The sequence below is a fragment of the Cognatishimia sp. MH4019 genome, assembly GCF_020177595.1.
In the GTDB taxonomy this organism is placed as follows: Bacteria; Pseudomonadota; Alphaproteobacteria; order Rhodobacterales; family Rhodobacteraceae; genus JAHTBL01.
Genome location: NZ_JAHTBL010000005.1, coordinates 182,565 through 202,476 on the forward strand (window position 1 = coordinate 182,565; position 19,912 = coordinate 202,476).

The following is a 19,912-nucleotide window of genomic DNA, read 5'->3' on the forward strand; positions in this document are numbered from 1 at the left end:
AGACCTAGCGGCCTAGGCCGCCGTGTCGAGGCCACGCCCTTTCAGCAACGCATCCACCCCCGGCAACCGCCCCCGGAACGCTGTATAAAGCGCCTCTGGGTCCTGGGAGCCGCCTGTCGACAGGATCGTGTCTTCCAGTTTTTTTGCCATCTGAGCATCAAACGGACCGCCCGCTTCTTCGAACGCGGCGAAGGCGTCGGCATCCATCACCTCAGACCACATGTAGCTGTAATAGGCGCTCGCATAGCCCCCGCCCGAGAACACATGGGCAAAATGCGGGGTGGCATGGCGCATCCTGATCGCGGGGGGCATTCCGATGCTGTCCAGCACCTCGGCCTGTTTGGCCATCGTGTCTTGCGGGGCGGGGCCATCGTGAAACTCCAGATCCACGAGGGCGGAGGCAACATATTCCACCGTCTGAAACCCCATGTCGTAATTGGCGGCTTTCAGCAGACGCTCCAGCATGTCGCGCGGCATCGGTTCGCCGGTTTCGGCATGGGTCGCGAATTGCGCCAACACCTCTGGCACTTCGAGCCAGTGCTCGTAAAGCTGGCTGGGCAGTTCGACAAAATCGCGCGGGACGGATGTGCCGCTGACCATCTCGTAAGTGACATCGCTGAGCATCTGGTGCAGCGCATGTCCAAACTCGTGAAACAATGTCCTCGCATCATCATACGACAGTAAAGCGGGCTGATCTTTGGGCGGTTTCGCAAAATTACACACATTTACGACGATGGGGCGGATGTTACCTTCGAGCCTTTGTTGCGCCCGTATCGCGGAACACCACGCACCGGAGCGCTTACCACTACGGGCAAAATAGTCGCCCACGAAAATCGCGACATGCTCGCCATCGCGGCTGACTTCCCAGGCGCGGCAATCGGCGTTGTAAAGCGGCACATCAACGGATGAAAACTCCAGCCCGAAAAGGCGCGAGGCGCAATCAAACGCCGCCTCGATCATCCGGTCGAGCTGCAGATAGGGCTTCAAGATCGCCTCATCCAGATCGTGATCCTGCTTGCGCCGTTGTTCGGAGTAATAACGCCAATCCCACGGCTCCAGATCGCCGTTCACGCCATCGCTTTGCATCATCTGTTTGAGGACCCATGCATCAGCATCGGCCTGCGCCTTAGCGGGTTTCCAGACGTTCATCAACAGCTCGCGCACCCGCTCCGGGGTCTTCGCCATCTCGGTTTCAAGGCGATAGGTGGCGTAGTTCTCGTAGCCCAAAAGCTGCGCCTGCTCGTGACGCAATTCAAGCATCTGACGTGTCAGATCGCGGTTGTCCGTCTCACCGCCCATCGCCCCGCGGGACGTCCAGGCCTCATAGGCTTTTTCCCGCAGATCGCGACGGGAGGAGAATTGCAGGAACGGCACGATAAGCGACCGCGACAGTGTGATGACATGCCCTTGAACGTCTTTCTCTTCCCCTGCGGATTTCGCAGCCGAGCGCAAGAAATCGGGCAAACCGTCCAGATCGCCCATCTCAAGCTCCATGAACCAATTGCGCTCATCCGCCAGAAGGTTCTGGGAAAACTGCGTACCAAGCTGAGACAGCTGGGTGTTAATCTCTTTCAACCGCTCGCGGTCCGCCCCTTGCAGAGCCGCCCCCGCGCGGACAAAATTGCGGTGCTTGAGGTAAAGAACACGGGCCTGTTCTTCGGTCAGATCAAGGCTATCCTTGCTCTCCCAAAGTGCGTTGATGCGATCAAAAAGCGCGGCATTCAGCGTCACATCCGTTGAGAACGCAGCCAGTTGCGGCGAGAATGTCCGCATCAATCCTTCGCGCGTTTCGTTGCTGTCGACACCAGCAACCGTGTAGAAAACGGTCAGCACTTGATCGAGCTTTCTACCGGCCTTTTCAAGAGCTTCAATCGTGTTGGTGAAGGTCGGAGTTTCGGCCTGATCGGCAATCGCATCAATCTCAACCCGCGCTTCGGCAAGCGCTTTATCGAAAGCTGGCTCAAAATGAGCGTCTTCGACCTCGGCAAAGGGCGGCATCTGAAACGGGGTGGTCCAGTCGGCGAGCAGCGGGTTGGTCATGGGCGTCTCCTTTCCCAAATAGGTAGGCGCGCCATGGGGTGTTGTCCATTCAGCCGGTGCCACAAACCGGGCAATCCCGCCTCTTTTTCAGCGCGATCTTGCGGGTCTCACCATAGAGCGCATCATAGATCAGCATCTCGCCACGCAAAGGTGCGCCCGCATCGGTGGCCAGCTTGATCGTCTCCATCGCCATCATCGCGCCGACCACGCCAGGCAAGGGGCCAATCACGCCAGCTTCGGCGCAGCTTGGGGCCAATCCATCAGCAGGAGCTTGGGGGAAAATGCATTGATAGCAGGGGCCGGAATGCTGCGGGTCGAAAACGCTCAACTGGCCTTCCCATTGACTTAACGCGCCTGATATCAAAGGCTTACCAAGCGCGGCGCACACCCGATTAACCAGATAACGCGTGTCGAAATTGTCCGATCCATCAAGGATGATGTCATAATCCGCGATCAGATCCTTCGCGATCTCTTCGGTCAAACGGCGATGATAAGGGCGTACGTCGGCAAAGGGGTTTTGCGCTTTGATCTTGGCTTCGGCGCTGAAGACTTTTGGCGTGCCGATATCGGCATCGCGATGGATGACCTGCCGTTGCAGGTTCGAGTTGTCGACCACATCATCGTCAATCACACCGATTGTACCGATCCCCGCCGCCCCCAGATACATCAACGCCGGAGAGCCCAGCCCCCCGGCTCCGATCACAAGAACACGGGCCGTTTTCAGACGTTTTTGGCCCGGACCGCCAATTTCGCGCAGAACGATATGGCGGGCGTAACGCTCCAACTCGACCGTGCCGAAGGTGCCGGGCTTGGTCGGTTCAGGGTCCGCGCTGACCGGATTTGTGCGCGCCCGGATCGCCATGAGGCCACGCTTGTAAAGCAGCGCCACGCCGACAGCCGCACCGATCAGCAGCCAAAGCTGGGGGCTATATCCTGTCGCTTCGCGCAAAGGGTGTCCGTCGGGCAACGCCACCTGAATGATCATCACGCCAACATAAAGCAGGCCGATCATGATCCATCGCGCCTGATGCGGTGCGCGCATGAAATGACCGATCACCCAAAGCGTGATCGCCATGGTGAAAACGACAATCATAGGACTGAAATCATAGTTAATGCGTTCCCGTGGATCCGAACCCCGATGCCCCGCGTTCTGTGCTTTGCAATGCCTCGGCAAGTTCGAACTTAGCTTGCACCACCGGGGCGACCACCATTTGTGCAATGCGCATGCCGTGCGTGATCGTGAACGCCTCCTGCCCGGCATTCATCACGATGACGCCAAGGGGGCCACGATAGTCGCTGTCGATTGTGCCGGGGCTGTTGGGCAAGGTGATCCCGTGCTTCAGCGCAAGGCCCGAGCGCGGGCGAATCTGCACCTCAAACCCAGCCGGGATCGCGACACGAAGGCCGGTCTGGATGAGCAGCCGCGCGCCGGGCTGCAGCATATGGCCAGCTGCCCGCGCATCCGCTTCAAGATTGGCGCGCAGGTCGGCACCAGCGGCACCTGCTGTCTCGTATGAGGGCAAGCCAAGCGTGGTATCCGCCCCCTCAACCCATTGAAATTTCAGAGTTGGCGTCATTTTAACGCCTCTGCGATGCGTGCCGCCAGACGTTGTGCAACTGCGGTTTTGCTCATCCGTGGCCAGTCTTCCGATCCATCCCCATGGATCAGCGTGACGTCATTTTCAGCCCCCCCCATGATGCCCGTTTCAGGCGAGACATCATTCGCCACGATCCAGTCGCAGCCCTTTCGCTGACGCTTCGAGGTGGCGTTGGCGATGACATCATCAGTCTCTGCTGCAAAGCCGACCACCAGCTTGGGCCGCCCTTTCTTCATCTGCGACACACCCGCCAGAATGTCCGGGTTTTCGGCAAATTGGAGCGTCGGCAGACCGTCTTTGTCTTTCTTGATCTTGCTGTCCGACGCACCTGCCACATGCCAATCGGCCACGGCAGCGGCGAAAATTGCAACCTCGGCTGGCAGTGCAGCGTCCACCGCATCTTTCATCTCGCGTGCAGAGTTAACCTTAACGATCTGCGCTCCACGCGGCATCGGCGCGCTGGCAGGGCCAGTGATGAACTGCACCTCTGCACCCAGCGCGACAAGCGCCTCTGCAATCGCTGTGCCTTGCGCACCAGACGAGCGGTTCGCGATGTAGCGCACCGGATCAATCGGCTCGTGAGTTGGGCCCGACGTGACTAGGATGCGGCGACCTTTCAACGGTCCGTCCCCAAGTGCGGCACTGATAGCTTCAACAATTTCAAGTGGTTCGCTCATGCGTCCGGGGCCGAACTCGCCACAGGCCATATCGCCATCATTCGGACCGACCGTCAGGATGCCGTCACCTTGCAAGGTCGTCAGATTGCGCTGTGTCGCGGGGTGCTCCCACATGCGGACGTTCATCGCTGGCGCGATCAGGACACGTTTGTCGGTTGCCAAAAGCAGGGTCGAGGCCAGATCATTCGCCAATCCAGACGCCATTTTGGCCATCAGATCAGCCGTGGCCGGAGCCACGACGACCAAGTCGGCGGCGCGCGACAGCTCGATATGGCCCATCTCGGCTTCATCGGTCAGATCAAAGAGGTCACGGTAAACCTTCGTGCCAGCAAGGGCTGAGACGGACAGCGGGGTCACAAATTCTTCTGCCGCGCGGGTCAAGACAGGGGTCACCTGTACAGATCGCTCGCGCAACCGGCGGATCAGGTCGAGCGCTTTGAACGCCGCGATCCCGCCGGAGACGATCAAAAGAACATGTTTGCCAGCCAACATCGCCGCGCCTTTCGGTGTTCGAATGCCTAAGCTCTAGGCAAGAGCAGCGCGCGTGGCAAGGTTCTCAGCGAAATGCCGCACAAGGGTCTTCGCGGGGTGCGGGCTCTGTAATTTCAATGAAATCAAACTGTTCACTACTTGGCGGGGTTGCTTCGAGAAAGCCAACTGACCAGACATCCACCTTTGGATCGGCCAGCGCGATCTTGGCCGGGATGCCCCAATCCTTGCGCGCGTGACCATGGCCCGTGATGACGACCACCGGCCCGCCTGTGTCACGCAACGCCTGCAATGTGGTCTGCGCAAATGCGGCGTCGCGCAGGCGCTGTGCTTCTACCATACCGCCCAGCATTTCAGCGGGCATTGCGTTGCAATGAGCGTCGTCCTGTAATTGCTTGCGCGCCTGTAACTGCGCCTCGGGCAGCGGATCCGACAGCCCAAATATGGCCGGCTCGCCCGAGAAAACAGCCGCTGCCCCTTCGGTCATGGCGGCGCGCACGCTCTCGCGGGGTAAGGCCGCGCCGTAGATTGCCTCGTCGCCGAGCGCTTCAAAAATCGGATAATACATCGCGAAATCCGGCCATCCCGTCGCGTTCCAGCCAATGGCGGCCTCCAAGGTGGACAAATCCGTGCGACTATCCGGCGTCGCGCGCCCAGCCTGTTCAGGCGTCAGCATCTCGAAGACGACAGCCGATGGCGCAATCGCTGCGACCGCTTCGGCTTGTTTGATGTGGTGAATGGGGTTGTCGTGAACCTCACCAAGAATGACGACATCGACGTCGGGCAGGTCCAGCGCAAAGACAGGCGCGGCGGCTAGAAAAAACGCCGCGCCGATCAGATTAGTTAAAGAACTCAAAGACTTCTTTCGACTGCGTCTCAAGGCTCTTGCGCATTTTTCCAAAGGCCGCCGCTTCCAGCTGACGCACGCGCTCTTTCGAGAGGCCCAGCTCGTTGCCGAGACTTTCCAAAGTCCGTGATTCGTCACGCAGTTTACGCTCTCGCACGATGAAGCGTTCGCGTTCATTCAAGCAGGACAGTGCAGAAAGCAGCCACTCGCGCAGCGTGTCGTTATCATGGTTATCTTCCACGATATCAGAGCTCTGCGGCCCATCATCTTCAAGCGCATCAATCCATTCGCGACCTTCGTCTTCGGTGGATTGCGTCGCATTCAACGAGTAATCAGAACCCGCCAAACGGCCTTCCATCATCTCGACATCGTGAAGCGGAACGCCCACTTCGGTCGCGATCATCTGGCGCATCTGGTGTTTGTCCAAACGCTCCCCGGCCGAGGCCGCTTCACGCTCAAGACGGGCCTGAACGCGGCGCATGTTGAAGAAGAGCGATTTCTGCGAAGATGTGGAGCCAGTGCGCACCATCGACCAATTGCGCATCACGTAATCCTGAATCGAGGCTTTGATCCACCAGACCGCATAAGTCGAAAAGCGTACGCCGCGATCCGGGTCAAACTTGTCTGCGGCCTTCATAAGGCCCAAACCTGCTTCCTGAATCAGGTCGTTCATCGGCGCGCCATAGCGTTTGAATTTGGACGCCATCGAAATCGCCAGCCGCATATAGGCTGTCACCAAACGGTGCAGCGCTGCCTCGTCGCGTTCATCGCGCCAAGCATATGCGAGACGCAATTCCGTCTCGGCGTCCAGAAGTTCAGCGCGCATGGCGCGGCGGGAAAGGGATTGATCTGAGTAACCATCAAGTGCCATGAGTTGACCCCCCGGTAAATGGCAGCCACGTTTTGTGGCGTTTAAATGGGTTACGGTGCGACAAAGTGGTTGGATCACAACAAAACGAAAAAAAATCGCTGCCGCCCTTGTCTTTGGTGATTGGAGGCGCAGCCAGCGGGAAGTCCGCCTTCGCCGAAAATCTTGTGATCGCGGATGGTGGCGCGCGTGGATATCTGGCAACCGCGCAGATCTGGGACGCCGAGATGGAAGCCAAGGTTGAGCGTCACAAAAAGATGCGCGGCGCGGGGTGGCTGACCATAGAAGAACCGCTCGATATTGCAGCGGCGTTAACGAAGATGACCAATGCGGAAACCATCTTGCTGGATTGCGCGACGCTTTGGTTAACCAATCAGCTACTGGCTGAGGCGCCATTGGAGGAGGCCTCGGACGCACTGGTCGAGACACTTGTCGCCGCTCCGCAAAAGATCGTCGTCGTGACGAATGAGCTGGGTCAGGGCATCGTGCCAGACAACGCCTTGTCCCGTGAGTTTCGAGAGGCGCAGGGCCGCCTGAACCAGAAGATCGCGGCACGGGCTGATCTGGCCGTCGCCGTAATGGCCGGGCTTCCGATGGTCCTGAAAGGCCGCCTCCCATGAGCCGCTTTTGGATGGTTCGCCATGGGCCGACACATGCCAAGACAATGGTCGGTTGGTCAGACCTTCCAGCCGACTTGAGCGATACAGGCGCCCTCGCACGCTTGCGCACCTACCTGCCAGACGCGCCCGTGATTTCCTCTGACTTGATCCGCGCCTCGGCAACCGCTGATGCGATCCAGGACCAGCGTCCACGCTTGCCCCCTACCCGCGATCTGCGCGAGATCAATTTCGGCGCATGGGAGCAACGCAGCTTCGCCGATGTAGAAGCCGAAAGCCCCGACCTGATCCGTGCCTATTGGGAACAACCCGGCGACGTGCGCCCACCCGGCGGCGAAAGCTGGCACGATGTGCAGACGCGGGTGAACACAGTCATTGACGGGTTGATCGGAACTGCCCCTGACATCATCGTCGTCTGTCATTTCGGGGTGATCCTGACGCAGGTTCAACGCGCCCTCGGGATCAGCGCCTATGACGCATTTGCCAACAAGATCGACAACCTCTCCGTCACCGATCTGAGCTTCGACAACAGCTGGCATATCGGCGCGATCAATCACCGCCCGTGATGCAAAATCCAACAATTTCGCGCTTTGCGATGCGTGTTTCCGGCGCTTAACCTTCATTCCACGACATATGATCTTTATATCGGAGACCGCAGCTTTTCGTCGTGGTCCATGCGCGGCTGGCTGATGCTCAAGGCGTTTGACCTGCCCCATCGCACCCATCTTGTCGGGCTTTATTCAGGCACAATGGCCGATGATCTGGCCGATCTTGCGCCCGCCCGACTGGTCCCCGTGCTGCGCACGCCAGAGGGCGATGTCAGCCAGGATACCCTCGCCATGGCCGAGACCCTGAACGAACGTCACCCCGATGCCGGGCTCTGGCCGAAAGACCAGTCCGCCCGTGTTTTGGCCCGCTGGCTCGCCGCGGAAATGCACTCCGGTTTCGGGGCATTGCGCGAGGCCTGCCCAATGAATTTACGCACGAGCTGGGTGGATTTTCCGGTCAGCGACGCCGTGAAATCCGACCTCACGCGGATTGAAACACTCTGGTCCGAGGCACGTTCCAAATTCGGGTCCGGTGGTCCTTGGCTGTTCGGAAAATACTCTTTGGCCGATGTGTTCTACGCCCCGATCGCAGCACGGATCGCCGGCTATGGTTTGCCGGTGAGTGCGGCTGCTCAAAGCTATGTCGATGCGCATCTGGCAGATCCGCTTTTCCGGCAATGGCGTGCGATGGGGGCGACGGTCAGCTATGCGCCGATGCCCTACACGCAACCGCTTGAGACACGTCCTTGGCCCGGTCCGACACCAATCCCGGCTCGTCCAATCCAGACCGGCCCATCGGTAAACTCCGCCTGTCCCTATTCCGGCGATCCGGTTAGGGACTTCATGGAGACCGGCGGGAAGGTCTACGGCTTTTGCAACGCTTTCTGCCGTGACAAGACGATTCAAGACCCGGAAGCCTGGCCCGACTTCACGGCCATTTACCAATCGTAAACACCTTCTGCGTTAACCATCCCTAACAGCGGTTAACGGAGATATCATGGTCGCCCACGCCTACACGGTCGCCTTTGAGGGCGTCGAAGCCCGGATGGTCGAGGTGCAATGCGCCGTGACTGCGGGGCTGCCCGCTTTTTCAATCGTTGGCCTGCCGGACAAAGCGGTCTCGGAGGCGCGAGAACGCGTGCGCGCAGCGATGACGGCCATGTCAATCGCGCTCCCCTCCAAGCGGATCACGGTTAACCTGTCACCTGCAGACCTGCCAAAAGAGGGCTCGCATTTCGATTTGCCAATCGCGATGGCGCTTCTGGCCGCGCTTGACATCATCCCCGGCGAAGACGTCGAAGGATGTGTCGCTTTGGGGGAACTGGCGCTCGATGGGGTGTTGGTGCCTGTGATCGGCGCACTGCCCGCAGCGATGGCCGCGGCGGAACAGGAACGCGGTTTGCTTTGCCCGAAAGCCTGTGGGGCCGAGGCCGCTTGGGTCGGCGCGACAAAAGTCACGGCAGCGCACACCTTGCTGGACGTCGTGCGGCACTTCACCGGCGAGCGGGTGATCGACGCGTCGGAGCCCGGCGAAGTGGCGTTGGCCGGATCGGGTAAAGACCTGCGCGACGTCAAAGGGCAAGAGCGCGCCAAACGCGCGTTGGAGATCGCAGCCGCAGGCCGCCATCACCTTTTCATGGTCGGCACGCCCGGTTCGGGAAAGTCGATGCTGGCCGCACGGGTGCCGGGCATTCTACCGCCGCTGGCACCGGTGGAGGCTTTGGAAACCTCGATGATCCACTCGCTTTCAGGGCTGCTGGATGAAGGCGGCATTTCCCGCGCGCGACCCTTTCGCGAACCGCATCATACGGCCTCCATGGCGGCCATCGTCGGCGGCGGGCGCGGGGCAAAACCGGGGGAGATATCGCTCGCCCATAATGGCGTTCTTTTCATGGACGAGTTTCCCGAGTTTCCGCGCGCCGTGCTGGAAACCCTCCGCCAACCCATCGAGACCGGCGAGGTCATGGTCGCCCGCGCCAACGCGCACATCCGCTACCCTTGCCAATTCATGCTGATCGCTGCGGCAAACCCTTGTAAATGCGGCTATCTCAGCGATCCCGCGCGCGCCTGCGCCCGCGTTCCGCACTGCGGCGAGGATTATCTTGGTCGCATCTCTGGTCCGTTGATGGACCGGTTCGACCTGCGTGTCGAAGTTCCCCCCGTTGGCTATCAGGATCTCGATCTGCCGCCTTCCGGCAATACCTCGGCCGAGGTTGCTACCCGGGTCGCAGCCGCGCGCGCGATCCAAACTGCTCGTTTCGAGGGTAACGCGAACGCCCGCGTGAACGCCGACGCGGAAGGGCCTTTGCTGAACGACATCGCCACGCCAGACGCCGAGGGGCGTGCCTTTCTGAACAAGGTGGCAGAGCGTTTTGGCCTGTCGGCGCGCGGCTATCACCGTGTGCTGCGGGTCGCGCGTACCATCGCTGATCTGGATGGCGTCGAGAATGTCAGACACCCCCATATCGCTGAAGCCGTCAGCTACCGCCTTGTCATGGCGCGCGAAAGTTAGCGCTTGCCTTCAATGGCTTGCCAGATCTTTTCCGCCACGTTTATGCCGTCAAACCGCTCAAGCTCCTGAATGCCGGTTGGGGAGGTGACATTAATCTCCGTCAGGTAATCGCCAATCACGTCGATACCGACAAAGACTTGTCCATGGTCGCGCAAAGTCGGCCCGATTGCTTCGCAAATTTCATGCTCGCGCGCCGTCAGACCAACTTTTTCGGGCGTGCCACCCACATGCATATTCGAGCGCGTTTCACCTGCGGCGGGAACGCGGTTGATCGCGCCGACGGGGGTGCCATCGACAAGGATGATGCGCTTGTCGCCCTTGGAGACATCCGGCAGGAATTTCTGCGCAATCAGCGGCTCGCGATTGATGCCGGTGAAAAGCTCATGCAGAGAGGCGAGGTTACGATCGTCCGGGCCAAGGCGGAAAACACCTGCGCCGCCATTGCCGTAAAGCGGCTTGAGGATCATGTCGCGATTTTCGGCCTTGAATGCTTTAAGCGTTTCCAGATCGCGGGCGATGGTCGTTGGTGGCGTAAGGTCCGGAAAATCTAGCACAAGCAGTTTTTCAGGGTAATTGCGCACCCAAAACGGGTCATTCATAACAAGTGTGTCCGGGTGCACGCGGTCCAGCAGATGGGTTGTCGTGATGTAGGACATATCGAATGGCGGGTCCTGACGGAGCCAGACAACATCGAACTCGGCCAGATCAACGGATCGCTCTTCACCCAATGCAACATGATCGCCCTGGACACGTTTTACCGTGAAATCATGACCGCGCGCGGTGATCTTGCCAGCCTCATAAGCCAGCTTGTCAGGCGCATAATAAAAGAGGCTGTGACCGCGCGCCTGCGCTTCTTCAGCAAGTCGAAAAGAACTGTCGGCATTGATGTCGACGCGGTCAATCGGGTCCATCTGGAAGGCGACTTTAAGGGGTTTGACAGACATCGAGCGGCCCTTCTTTGCAGCGGTTCCCCTACATGGCCCAGCACTGCGGCAGGTGCAATGGCGTCAGAACTGCCCGAAAGCGTTTTCGAGGATTTCGACAGCCCCGCTGTCATTAACAAGGGCGACGTCAAACCGGGCATCGGTATCCTGCCCGTTAGGCTGGGTGCCCAAAAATTGTGCGGCGGAAGCCATGATGCGACCGATCTGCCGCCCGGAGACGCGAGCAGCCGCAGCCGCAAAATCACGCGCCTTTTTCACTTCGACAAAGATGACACCACCGTTTTGGGGATCGCGCAGGATCAAATCGATCTCACCGCCCGCACCGCGCCAGCGTTCCGCCAAAGCCGCACAGCCTGCCGCCCCGTATTGACGCATGACCGCATGTTCCGCAGCCAGACCGCTGTGATATGCAACAGCCCCGCTCACGAGGATTTCCCCATCGCGAGCGCCATTTGATACACCTCACGACGCGGAACCGACAATGCACCCGCAACAACGGTCGCAGCGTCTTTCACTGAATGGGTTTTCAATGCGTCTTTCAAAGCTGCCTCTATATCTTTCTCATCCGTTTCAACCGTGCCGGGTCGATCAATCAACACGACAACTTCACCTTTGATACGACGCGTTGCGAATGCGTCGGACAAAGTTCCAAGGCTGCCCCGCGCCACTTCCTGAAACTTCTTCGTCAACTCACGGCATATCACGGCCTGCCGATCCTGCCCAAGGGTATCGCACGCGTCGGTTAACAAGGCGTTGAGACGTTTGGGACTTTCGTAAAGCACCAATGTCCCGCTGATTTCGCGTAGCTCCGACAACCATGTCTGGCGCTGTGTTTTGGCAGAGGGCGCAAAGCCCGCAAAAAAGAACCGGTCGCTTGGCAGCCCTGCAACGGTCAAAGCCGCCAAAATAGCGGATGGGCCGGGTGTGCTGTCGACGGCAATACCCGCCTCGATTGCAGAACGGGCCAATTGATAGCCCGGATCGGCCACCAAAGGCGTTCCCGCCTCAGATGCGTAGGCCAAGGATTTGCCCGCGCGCATTTCTGCGACCAGCCGGTCGCGCACAGCAGGCGTGCTGTGTTCGTGATACGCCACGACCTGACGATCCCCTAGCGGAACGCCATGAATTTCCATCAGTTTTCGCAAGGTCCGCGTGTCTTCGGCGGCCAGAATATCGGCAGAGGCCAGCACATCAAGCGCCCTGAGCGTGATATCTCGGGCCGTGCCGATAGGGGTCGCCACGAAGGTGAGACCGGCGGATAATGGCACGATGCGGTGATTCAAGCCTAGACCCCTTGGTTGAGGCGTTTATGCTCCGTCTCAAATGCGGAGAATCCGCTTCGAGGGAGTGTTACCATCATGATCGCCGTTTTCCAGAAGACCCGCAAGTCGGCCACCCGTGCTTTGGTGGCACTGTCGTTTGCGCTGCTCGCGGCCTGTGAGCCGATCCAGATGACAGGGCCTGCAGGTGGCAGTGGCCCGGCGATCAACACAGATGCGCCTGTGCCGGTGGCTCTTCTGGTGCCCGGAGGGGGCAGTGCCGGGGACGGCATCGTCGCGCGCGATCTTGAAAACGCGGCCCGTCTGGCAATGGCCGATCTGCGCGACGTGCAGATTGATCTGCGGGTCTACAACACTGGCGGCAACGCCCAGCAGGCTGCCGTTTTGGCCCAGCGTGCGGTTGATGAAGGAGCCAAGATCATCCTTGGCCCGCTCTTTGCCGAAGCCGCTAACGCAGCAGGCGTCGCTGTGGCCGATGACGGTGTCAATGTGCTGTCTTTCTCCAACAACACCTCCATCGCGGGCGGCAATGTCTTCGTGCTGGGCAACACATTTGACAACACCGCCGACCGTCTGGTGAACTACGCCAAACGTCAAGGCAAGCAGCGCATCCTTGTGGTGCATGCACGCAATCTGGCGGGTGAAGTCGGGCGGGACGCGATCCGCAAAGCGCTGGCCCGTCACGGTGTCGCGCAAGCCGGCATCACCGATTACGAGTTCTCGCAAGAAGGTGTTCTGGCCGCTGTGCCGCGCATTGAAGGCGCGATCACCGCGCAAAACGCAGATGCGATTTTCCTGACATCGGACACTGCAGGGGCTTTGCCGCTATTCGCACAGATGCTGCCTGAATCGGGTGTGACACCGGATAACACGCAGTTTATCGGCCTCACACGCTGGGATATCCCGCAGCAAACACTGGCGCTGCCCGGTGTGCAGGGTGGCTGGTTCGCACTGCCTGACCCGACCATGTCATCGCGCTTCCGGTCACGTTATCAAGCCGCCTACGGTGCAGCTCCGCACCCGCTGGCCGGTCTCGCCTTTGACGGGATCGCCGCCATTGGCGCGCTGGTGGGTCAAGGCAACCGGGATGCCCTGCGCGGGCGCGGTTTGACACAAGCCTCCGGGTTTGTCGGGACGAATGGCGTCTTTCGTTTGCGCGCGGATGGGACTAATCAAAGGTCATTGGCCGTTGCGACGGTCCGCAACAATCAGGTGGTGATCCTTGACCCTGCCCCAACAAGTTTCCGCGGCGCTGGTTTCTAACCCGGACGAGCTGACATTCGAGACAGCCCCGGCGCTGATCTGCCCGGCTGGCGAGATATTTGATGTCGAGGCGCGGAAAACCGCCCTTGATACCGCACTCGAAGGGCTGAGCGATCACGGAAAGATCAGGGCCGAAACCGTCAAGCACCTGTCTGCTGCGCGCAAGGAAGGCCGCGCCCGTATCGCCGAGGCCTTTACCGCCGATCCGTTCAATTCCCGCGACGCAACACGCAGCTATGCCTGGCTGACGGACCGTCTTGTCACGACCGCCTTCCGCATCGCTACCGAAACACTGCACCCCCTGCCCAGCCCCACCGAGGCCGAGCAGCTTTGCGTCATCGCTGTAGGCGGCTATGGCCGGAACGAGATGGCACCGCATAGCGATGTCGATCTGCTGTTTCTCACACCCTACAAGATCACCCCCTGGGCCGAGAGCGTCATTGAATCGATGCTCTATATCCTGTGGGATTTGCGCCTGAAGGTCGGCCATGCAAGCCGCACCGTCAAAGACAGCCTGCGCCTTGCGCGGGAGGATTACACGATCCGCACGTCTTTGCTTGAGATGCGCTGGCTCGATGGGGAGGCCGGGCTGGCCGAAGCGCTCAGAACCCGGCTGTCGAGCGAGCTTTTCTCAAGCACCTCAAGCGATTTCATCGACGCCAAATTGGCCGAGCGGGACACACGCCACCGCAAACAAGGTGGTCAGCGCTATGTGGTCGAGCCGAATGTGAAAGAAGGCAAAGGCGGGCTGCGCGATCTGCAATCGCTTTTCTGGATCGCGAAATACATGCATGGCGTGACAGATGCCCGCCAATTGGTTGATCTGGGCATGTTTTCGGACGAGGAATTCGAGACATTCATTCAGGCCGAGGATTTCCAATGGGCGGTGCGGTGCCATCTGCATCTGATCACCAACCGCGCGATGGATCAGCTGACCTTTGATCTGCAAGTCGAAGTGGCAGACCGCATGGGGTATAAAGACCGGGCGGGCCGCCGCGCGGTTGAGCATTTCATGCAGGATTACTTCCGCCACGCCACCTCGGTCGGCGATCTGACCCGCATCTTCCTGACCGGGCTTGAAGCCATCCACGCCAAATCCGAGCCGATGCTGGCGCGGTTCTTCAAGCGCAAGAAGAAGGTGCCCGAGGGGTATAAGATCCTGCACAACCGGATCACAGTGTCAGACGAGGCGACCTTTCTGGCCGACAAGCTGAACCTGCTGCGCCTCTTCGAGCAGGCTTTGCGCACAGGCTACCTGATCCACCCGGATGCAATGCGCCTTGTGGCCGCCAATCTGGACCTGATTGATGATGAGATGCGCGACACACCCGAAGCGCGGCGCATCTTTCTTGATCTGCTGCTCAAGCACGGCAACCCCGAACGGGCGCTGAGACGCATGAACGAACTGGGCGTGCTGTCAGCTTTCATCCCGGAATTTGAGCCCATCGTCGCGATGATGCAGTTCAATATGTATCACAGCTACACAGTCGATGAGCATACGATCCAATGCATCTCGAACCTCGCGCAGATCGAGCGCAAGGAACTGGTTGAAGAACTGCCCGTCGTCTCTGGCATTCTAAAGGATGGCGTGAACCGCAAGGTTCTCTATGTGGCTTTGCTGCTCCACGATATCGGCAAAGGGCGGGACGAGGATCACTCGGTCCTGGGGGCCAGGATCGCGCGCAAAGTGGCACCGCGCCTTGGTCTCAAGAAGAAAGAAGTCGACACGGTGGAATGGCTGGTGCGCTATCACCTGCTGATGTCGGATATGGCGCAGAAACGCGATATTGCCGATCCGCGCACCGTTCGTGATTTTGCCAAGGCTGTGAAAACGAAAGAGCGGCTGGATCTGCTGACCGTACTGACCGTCTGCGACATCCGCGGCGTTGGTCCGAATACATGGAACAACTGGAAAGCCGTGCTGATCCGCGCGCTTTACAGGCAGACCCGCCGCGCGCTGGAAACCGGGCTTGAAGACCTCAACCGCGAGAACCGTGGTGCGGAAGCGAAGAAGGCTTTGCGCGAGGCGTTGGATGGCTGGGATGCCAAGGCGATCCGCACGGAAACCGCGCGTCATTACGATCCTTATTGGCAAGGTCTTCACGTCACCGCTCATGTGGTTTTCGCCCATATGCTGCGCGATATCGACGCCGACGAGATCAAGATCGACCTGCATCCGGATGAAGACCGCGACGCCACGCGCGCCTGCTTTGCCATGGCCGATCACCCTGGCATTTTCAGCCGTGTCTGCGGGGCCTTGGCCATCGTCGGGGCCAATATTGTCGATGCGCGCACGTTCACGACGCAAGACGGGTTCGCGACCGCAGCCTTCTGGATCCAGGATGCCTCGGGCGCGCCCTACGAGGCCAGCAAACTGCCGCGCCTGAACCAGATGATCGAGAAAACGCTCAAAGGCGATGTCATCGCGCGCGAAGCTCTGACCCCCAAGGACAAGATCAAAAAACGCGAGCGGGCGTTCAAAGTGCCGACCTCGATCACCTTCGACAATGAAGGATCGGATATCTACACCATCATCGAGGTCGATACCCGCGACCGCCCCGGCCTGCTCCATGATCTGACGCAGACGCTTGTCGCCTCCAACATCTACATCGCAAGTGCCGTGATCGCGACCTATGGCGAGCAGGTGGTGGATACGTTCTACGTCAAGGATATGTTCGGGCTGAAATTCCATTCTGACGCCAAGCAGAAAACTATCGAAAAACGCTTGCGCGATGCCATCGCCAAAGGCGTTGAACGGGCTGCCGAATGAAGCCTATCCGGCTGGTCTCGGGGTTTCTGACCGTTGGCGTCTGGACCTTGCTCAGCCGTGTCTTGGGCTTTGTGCGCGACGCGACCATTGTCGCTTTGCTGGGCACCGGGCCTTTGTATGAGGCCTATGTGGTCGCGTTCCGGCTACCCAACATGTTCCGCCGTTTCTTTGCGGAAGGCGCGTTCAACACGGCCTTCGTGCCGATGTTTTCGAAAAAGGTCGAGGCGCAGGATGGCGCGCATGAGTTCGCGCAAGATGCGTTTAGCGGGTTGGCGTCTATCCTGATCGTGCTGACACTCGTCGCGCAGCTCTTCATGCCATGGCTGATCTACGCTATCGCCAGCGGCTTTGCCGGTCAGGAGAAATTCGACATCGCCGTCGATTTCGCCCGCATCGCCTTTCCGTATATTCTGTTCATCTCACTGGCGGCTCTGCTCTCGGGGGTGCTGAACGCCACGGGCCGCTTTGCCGCCGCCGCTGCCGCGCCGGTTCTGCTGAACATCCTCTTCATTTCTGCGGTCGCCATCGCGGTTCTAGTCGACGGAAGCGTCGCCGATTGGCTGATCTGGGCAATCCCTGTGGCGGGTGTTGCGCAGCTTGCGCTGGTCTGGGTCGCGGCCTCCCGCGCGGGGTTCCGACTGACCTTCCGCTGGCCGCGCATGACCGCTGATCTCAAACGCCTTGCCGTGATCGCCGCCCCTGCTGCGCTTGCAGGCGGTGTTGTGCAGATCAACCTTGTCGTTGGACAACAAGTCGCCAGCTATTACGACCGCGCGGTCAGCTGGCTCTATAACGCCGACCGCCTTTATCAACTGCCTCTTGGCGTCGTCGGGATTGCCATCGGTATCGTCCTGCTCCCCGACCTGTCCCGCCGCTTGCGCGCAGGCGATGCAGAGGGTGGCCAACACGCCCTCACCCGCGCCGGAGAACTGGCGCTCGCGCTCACGATCCCTGCGGCTGTGGCGTTGATGATCGTGCCCATCCCGCTCGTCTCGGTCCTCTTTGAGCGCGGCCTTGTGACCGCCCAAGACACTGCTGCCACCGCTGCCGCTGTCGCGATCTACGGCCTCGGCCTGCCATCTTTCGTGCTGCAAAAAGTGCTTCAACCGCTGTACTTTGCCCGCGAAGACACCAAAACGCCGTTCTATTTCGCCTTGGTTGGCATGATCGTGAATGCCGTGCTCGCGGTGGGTCTGGCATATTCCATCGGCTGGCTCGCCTCGGCCATCGCGGCCACTGTCGCGGGTTGGGTCATGGTGCTTTTGCTGCTTGTCGGGGCGCGCAAGCTTGGGCCCGAGGCGCGGTTTGCAGCCGGGTTCGGCACTCGCATTTTCAAGATCACACTGGCCTCAATCGGCATGGGCGCGGTGCTTTGGGTCGCTGCCCTTCTGATGACGCCGGGCCTCAACACGGCTGGTATACGCTATATCGCGCTTCTCGCCTTGATCAGCATCGGCATGGCCAGCTACGCCCTGATCGGTCAGCTCATCGGCGCGTTCCGTCTGTCCGAGTTCCGCGCCGCATTGCGTCGTTAATCCCGCCGAATGCGCTGCCTGATATAACGCCATCCACCCGGACACACAAAAACGGACACCACAAACCCCGCAACAAAGCCTGCGATATCGGCCACCCAATCCATGCCGCCACCAAAGAGCAGCCCAAAAATCAGCTGAATAAACAACAAAAACCCGATCAGGGTGAACGCTCGAAACTGGTTTGCACCATCGTTTACCAACCGCACCCAAAGCAAAAAGGTGAACGCGCCAATCAGCCCGTAAACCGCCGGATATCCCCCAATCAGCGGAAAGGTCTCATCCAGCAACAAGCCATAGGCCAAGGCCCCGGCGACCGAGGACAGCACAAAAACGGCCAGCACGGCCCAGGCGGCGAATACCTCACCCACCATCTTGCCCAGCGCCAAGAGGAACACGCAGACAAAAAGCGTGTGCGTGAAAGTCAGATGCACGAACGGGTAACTGACAAACCGCATCCAATCGCTGGCCGTGCCTTCGCCCCGCGCCACCATTCGGTCAAAAACCTGATTGAAAAACGAATAATCGTTGATCGCCTGATTGCGCCATCCAACGGCCTCCGGGCCGCCAAGGATGCCGCGCTCGCCCAGCAGGAACATCAATTCGATCCCCGCAATGAACAAAAACAGCGCCACCACAATAGGCGGCAATGGATTGACCGGTGAGATATTGTTCTGCTCGCTCATCTGGCTCTCTTTCTTGACGGGCCGTTACACCATGGGTAAGCCAACCCGACTTGAAACGCCAGCATGAGAGACCCCATGTCCGACAGCCCCTTCACCCCGCGTGTTTTCTCCGGCATCCAGCCGTCCGGCGGGCTGACGCTGGGCAACTATCTGGGCGCGATCAAGCGTTTTGTGGACATGCAGGAAGACGATTTCGAGACGATCTATTGCATGGTCGACATGCATGCGATCACTGTCTGGCAAGACCCCGAAGCACTGCGCCATCAGACCCGCGAGTTGGCGGCGGGCTACATTGCGGCAGGCCTCGATCCGGCCAAGTCGATCATGTTCAACCAAAGCCAGGTCGCCGAGCATGCCCAGCTTGCGTGGATCTTCAATTGCGTCGCCCGTATGGGCTGGATGAACCGCATGACGCAGTTCAAGGACAAGGCCGGCAAGAACCGCGAGAATGCGTCAGTTGGGCTGTTCACTTACCCTGCGCTTATGGCGGCTGACATTCTGGTTTATCATGCGACCCATGTGCCTGTGGGCGACGACCAGAAACAGCACCTTGAGCTGACCCGCGACGTCGCCACCAAGTTCAATCACGACTTCGGCGTCGATTTCTTTCCGCTGACCGAGCCTGTGATCGAAGGCGTCGCCACGCGCGTGATGAGCCTGCGGGACGGATCGAAGAAGATGTCCAAATCGGACCCGTCCGATATGAGCCGGATCAACATGACCGATGATGCGGACGCGATCGCCAAGAAAATTCGCAAAGCCAAGACCGATCCTGAACCGCTGCCCGCCACGCTCGATGAGTTGTCTGACCGCCCCGAGGCGCGTAACCTGATCAATATCTACGCAGCCCTTGCTGAAGAAGACGCCCAGACCGTGCTGACCCAGTTTGAAGGCAAACAGTTTGGCGACTTTAAACCCCAGCTTTCCGATCTGGCTGTGGCCAAGCTGTCCCCCATCGCCGATGAAATGGCCCGGCTGATGAATGATCCTGCCGAGATCGACGCAATTCTCGGTAAAGGGGCCGCGCGCGCCCGTGAGATCGCGCACCCCATTCTGGCCCGCACCTATGACATCGTCGGGATGATCCAAAGCTAGGCGCAGGCCTTCGGCGAGGATATTTGGAAAAAGCGAAGGGGCGGCGCGCGTTAAGGTTAATGGGACCGACGCCTGTCTTCTTTTGTCTACAAATACCTGATCTCAGCCTTGCCCCTTGCGCAAAGCTGGACGTTTACGAACCGCAC

18 protein-coding genes are annotated in these 19,912 nt (G+C 59.6%); 8 read left to right on the forward strand and 10 right to left on the reverse strand.

The window, feature by feature from the left end; translation table 11 throughout:
• Positions 1–12: 12 nt before the first annotated feature.
• The 6 genes from KUW67_RS10855 to KUW67_RS10880 all read right to left on the reverse strand — a co-directional run bounded on the left by KUW67_RS10855 (position 13) and on the right by KUW67_RS10880 (position 6,522).
• Entirely contained in the window at positions 13–2,040 is a 2,028-nt protein-coding gene (locus KUW67_RS10855) for a M3 family metallopeptidase (protein WP_224825326.1), read from the reverse strand.
• 49 nt (positions 2,041–2,089) lie between these two features.
• Entirely contained in the window at positions 2,090–3,133 is a 1,044-nt protein-coding gene (locus KUW67_RS10860; RefSeq protein WP_224825327.1) for a HesA/MoeB/ThiF family protein, read from the reverse strand.
• A gap of 16 nt (positions 3,134–3,149) precedes the next feature.
• The gene (gene dut, locus KUW67_RS10865) at positions 3,150–3,617 is read right to left on the reverse strand and encodes a dUTP diphosphatase (protein WP_224825328.1); all 468 of its coding nucleotides are present in this window, start codon (positions 3,615–3,617) and stop codon (positions 3,150–3,152) included.
• The gene (coaBC, locus tag KUW67_RS10870) at positions 3,614–4,807 is read right to left on the reverse strand and encodes a bifunctional phosphopantothenoylcysteine decarboxylase/phosphopantothenate--cysteine ligase CoaBC (RefSeq protein ID WP_224825329.1); all 1,194 of its coding nucleotides are present in this window, start codon (positions 4,805–4,807) and stop codon (positions 3,614–3,616) included. The genes dut and coaBC overlap by 4 nt, the downstream gene beginning before the upstream one ends.
• 64 nt (positions 4,808–4,871) lie before the next feature.
• Positions 4,872–5,660, reverse strand: a complete 789-nt coding sequence (locus tag KUW67_RS10875; protein WP_224825330.1) for a ChaN family lipoprotein — start codon at positions 5,658–5,660, stop codon at positions 4,872–4,874.
• Positions 5,644–6,522 carry an RNA polymerase factor sigma-32 gene (locus tag KUW67_RS10880; protein WP_224825331.1) on the reverse strand — a complete coding sequence of 293 codons (879 nt, stop codon included), beginning with the start codon at positions 6,520–6,522 and terminating at the stop codon, positions 5,644–5,646. Before KUW67_RS10880 ends, KUW67_RS10875 begins: the two co-directional genes overlap by 17 nt.
• Positions 6,523–6,587: 65 nt before the next feature.
• Between KUW67_RS10880 and cobU the strand changes: the two genes are divergently transcribed.
• Genes cobU through KUW67_RS10900 form a run of 4 tightly spaced genes read left to right on the forward strand, consistent with a single transcriptional unit; the run spans position 6,588 to position 10,196 of the window.
• A complete protein-coding gene (gene cobU, locus KUW67_RS10885) occupies positions 6,588–7,139 on the forward strand; it encodes a bifunctional adenosylcobinamide kinase/adenosylcobinamide-phosphate guanylyltransferase (RefSeq protein WP_224825332.1) in 552 nt (183 codons plus the stop codon).
• The gene (locus tag KUW67_RS10890; protein ID WP_224825333.1) at positions 7,136–7,702 is read left to right on the forward strand and encodes a histidine phosphatase family protein; all 567 of its coding nucleotides are present in this window, start codon (positions 7,136–7,138) and stop codon (positions 7,700–7,702) included. The genes cobU and KUW67_RS10890 overlap by 4 nt, the downstream gene beginning before the upstream one ends.
• 33 nt (positions 7,703–7,735) lie before the next feature.
• A complete protein-coding gene (locus KUW67_RS10895) occupies positions 7,736–8,635 on the forward strand; it encodes a glutathione S-transferase (protein WP_224825334.1) in 900 nt (299 codons plus the stop codon).
• Positions 8,636–8,681: 46 nt separating this feature from the next.
• Positions 8,682–10,196, forward strand: coding sequence for a YifB family Mg chelatase-like AAA ATPase (locus KUW67_RS10900; RefSeq protein ID WP_224825335.1), 1,515 nt, complete (start codon positions 8,682–8,684; stop codon positions 10,194–10,196).
• Here the strand turns inward: KUW67_RS10900 and gshB are convergent.
• The 3 genes from gshB to rsmI all read right to left on the reverse strand — a co-directional run bounded on the left by gshB (position 10,193) and on the right by rsmI (position 12,423).
• A complete protein-coding gene (gene gshB, locus KUW67_RS10905) occupies positions 10,193–11,140 on the reverse strand; it encodes a glutathione synthase (RefSeq protein WP_224825336.1) in 948 nt (315 codons plus the stop codon). The two genes, KUW67_RS10900 and gshB, sit on opposite strands and share 4 nt — an antisense overlap.
• A 63-nt stretch (positions 11,141–11,203) precedes the next feature.
• Entirely contained in the window at positions 11,204–11,566 is a 363-nt protein-coding gene (locus KUW67_RS10910) for a YraN family protein (protein WP_224825337.1), read from the reverse strand.
• Positions 11,563–12,423 carry a 16S rRNA (cytidine(1402)-2'-O)-methyltransferase gene (gene rsmI / locus KUW67_RS10915; RefSeq protein ID WP_224825338.1) on the reverse strand — a complete coding sequence of 287 codons (861 nt, stop codon included), beginning with the start codon at positions 12,421–12,423 and terminating at the stop codon, positions 11,563–11,565. Before rsmI ends, KUW67_RS10910 begins: the two co-directional genes overlap by 4 nt.
• Positions 12,424–12,498: 75 nt before the next feature.
• Here rsmI and KUW67_RS10920 point away from each other — a divergent pair, with 75 nt between their 5' ends.
• Genes KUW67_RS10920 through murJ form a run of 3 tightly spaced genes read left to right on the forward strand, consistent with a single transcriptional unit; the run spans position 12,499 to position 17,988 of the window.
• A complete protein-coding gene (locus tag KUW67_RS10920) occupies positions 12,499–13,683 on the forward strand; it encodes a penicillin-binding protein activator (RefSeq protein ID WP_224825339.1) in 1,185 nt (394 codons plus the stop codon).
• Entirely contained in the window at positions 13,643–16,453 is a 2,811-nt protein-coding gene (locus KUW67_RS10925; RefSeq protein WP_370634964.1) for a [protein-PII] uridylyltransferase, read from the forward strand. The genes KUW67_RS10920 and KUW67_RS10925 overlap by 41 nt, the downstream gene beginning before the upstream one ends.
• A complete protein-coding gene (gene murJ / locus KUW67_RS10930) occupies positions 16,450–17,988 on the forward strand; it encodes a murein biosynthesis integral membrane protein MurJ (protein WP_224825340.1) in 1,539 nt (512 codons plus the stop codon). Before KUW67_RS10925 ends, murJ begins: the two co-directional genes overlap by 4 nt.
• Here the strand turns inward: murJ and KUW67_RS10935 are convergent.
• Complete coding sequence (locus KUW67_RS10935) at positions 17,985–18,671, reverse strand: rhomboid family intramembrane serine protease (protein WP_224825341.1); 687 nt, start codon at positions 18,669–18,671, stop codon at positions 17,985–17,987. The two genes, murJ and KUW67_RS10935, sit on opposite strands and share 4 nt — an antisense overlap.
• 75 nt (positions 18,672–18,746) lie before the next feature.
• Here KUW67_RS10935 and trpS point away from each other — a divergent pair, with 75 nt between their 5' ends.
• On the forward strand, positions 18,747–19,766 hold the full coding sequence (trpS, locus tag KUW67_RS10940) for a tryptophan--tRNA ligase (RefSeq protein ID WP_224825342.1): 1,020 nt from the start codon (positions 18,747–18,749) through the stop codon (positions 19,764–19,766).
• Positions 19,767–19,912: the final 146 nt, after the last annotated feature.